Source organism: Streptomyces fuscigenes (assembly GCF_021556455.1).
GTDB classification, from domain to species: Bacteria; Actinomycetota; Actinomycetes; order Streptomycetales; family Streptomycetaceae; genus Streptomyces; species Streptomyces fuscigenes.
Genome location: NZ_JAKGCV010000791.1, coordinates 1 through 1,155, shown reverse-complemented (window position 1 = coordinate 1,155; position 1,155 = coordinate 1). Strand labels below are relative to the sequence as shown.

The 1,155-nt window shown below is 76.5% G+C and carries 1 protein-coding gene and 1 pseudogene; one reads left to right on the top strand and one right to left on the bottom strand.

All coding sequences use genetic code 11. The features are described from left to right. Nucleotides 1-258, bottom strand: a pseudogene (locus L1885_RS29300) (adenosylcobinamide-GDP ribazoletransferase); the annotation flags it as partial. An 84-nt stretch (nucleotides 259-342) separates the two neighbouring features. On the opposite strand from L1885_RS29300, the gene L1885_RS28580 reads away from it, so the two are divergent. Further along, nucleotides 343-1,104 (top strand): hypothetical protein, encoded by a 762-nt coding sequence (locus L1885_RS28580; protein WP_235800037.1) that lies wholly within the window; start codon nucleotides 343-345, stop codon nucleotides 1,102-1,104. Nucleotides 1,105-1,155 lie beyond the last annotated feature (51 nt).

Below are 1,155 nucleotides of genomic sequence, written 5' to 3'. Positions count from 1 at the left end.
GGCGGCGCCCGCGGCGAGGCCGGCGAGGGGCGCGCAGAGCATGCCGAGGCGGGCCGCGGGGCCGTCCCAGCGCGTGACGCGGACCGGCAGGACGGTGAGCGTGCCGACCGCGAAGCGGATGCCGTCGGCGAGCGAGGCGCGGGCCGGGTCGCCGGAAGCACGGGCGCGGGCCGGGGAGTCCGGGTCGGGGGCCGGGCCTGAGGGAGCGGCGGGGCCGGAGGCGGCGGCGGGGCCGGGCGGTGTGGGGGAGTCGGACACCGCCGCACCCTAGCCGGGGCGCGGGAGCACCGGCCGGGATAAGTTACGCATACGGTTCATAGCGTCCGGCGAGACGGGGGTGGCATGGGTCACTGGTTCCACCAGAACGTCGTGGAGCCCGGGAAGCTGCCGATGCTGCTCGCGCTCTTCTCGTTCATCGTGTGCTTCCTGCTCACCCGGACCGTCACCCGGCTGATCCGGGCCGGCCGGGGCCCCTTCCGCAACGTCACCCCGGGCGGCATGCACATCCACCACGTCGTCCCCGGCGTCATGCTCACGGTCGTGGGCGGATTCGGCGCGGTCGGCACCGGCAACCGAGGCGCCACGGCGGCGGTCTTCGCCGTGGTCTTCGGGGTCGGGGCGGGCCTGGTGCTCGACGAGTTCGCGCTGATCCTGCACCTGGACGACGTCTACTGGACCGAGCAGGGCCGCCAGAGCGTCGAGGTGGTGGTGATGGCGGCGGCCCTCGCGGCGCTCGCCCTCGGCGGGTTCGCGCCCCTCGGCGTGGACTCCCTGACCGCGGACGAGCACCAGGACCGGGTGACCGCGATCGTGACGATCGTCGTGAACTGCGCCTTCGCGCTCGTCACGTTCGCCAAGGGCAAGCCGCGCCTCGGGCTGATCGGGGTACTGGTGCCGTTCGTGGCGTTGGTGGGCGCCCTGCGGCTCGCCCGGCCGGGCTCGCCCTGGGCCAGGCGCGTCTACCGGCGCCGCCCGCGGGCCAGGGCCCGCGCCACCCTGCGCGCCTACCACCACGACGCCCGGTGGACCGGCCCGAGGAGGACGTTCCAGAACTGGCTGGGCGGGACCCCGGACGCCCCCGCCCCGCAGCGGCTGCCCCGCTGACGGGGCGTCGTGCGGCGGCGCCGCACCGGCGGGACGCGGGCGGCCCGCGGA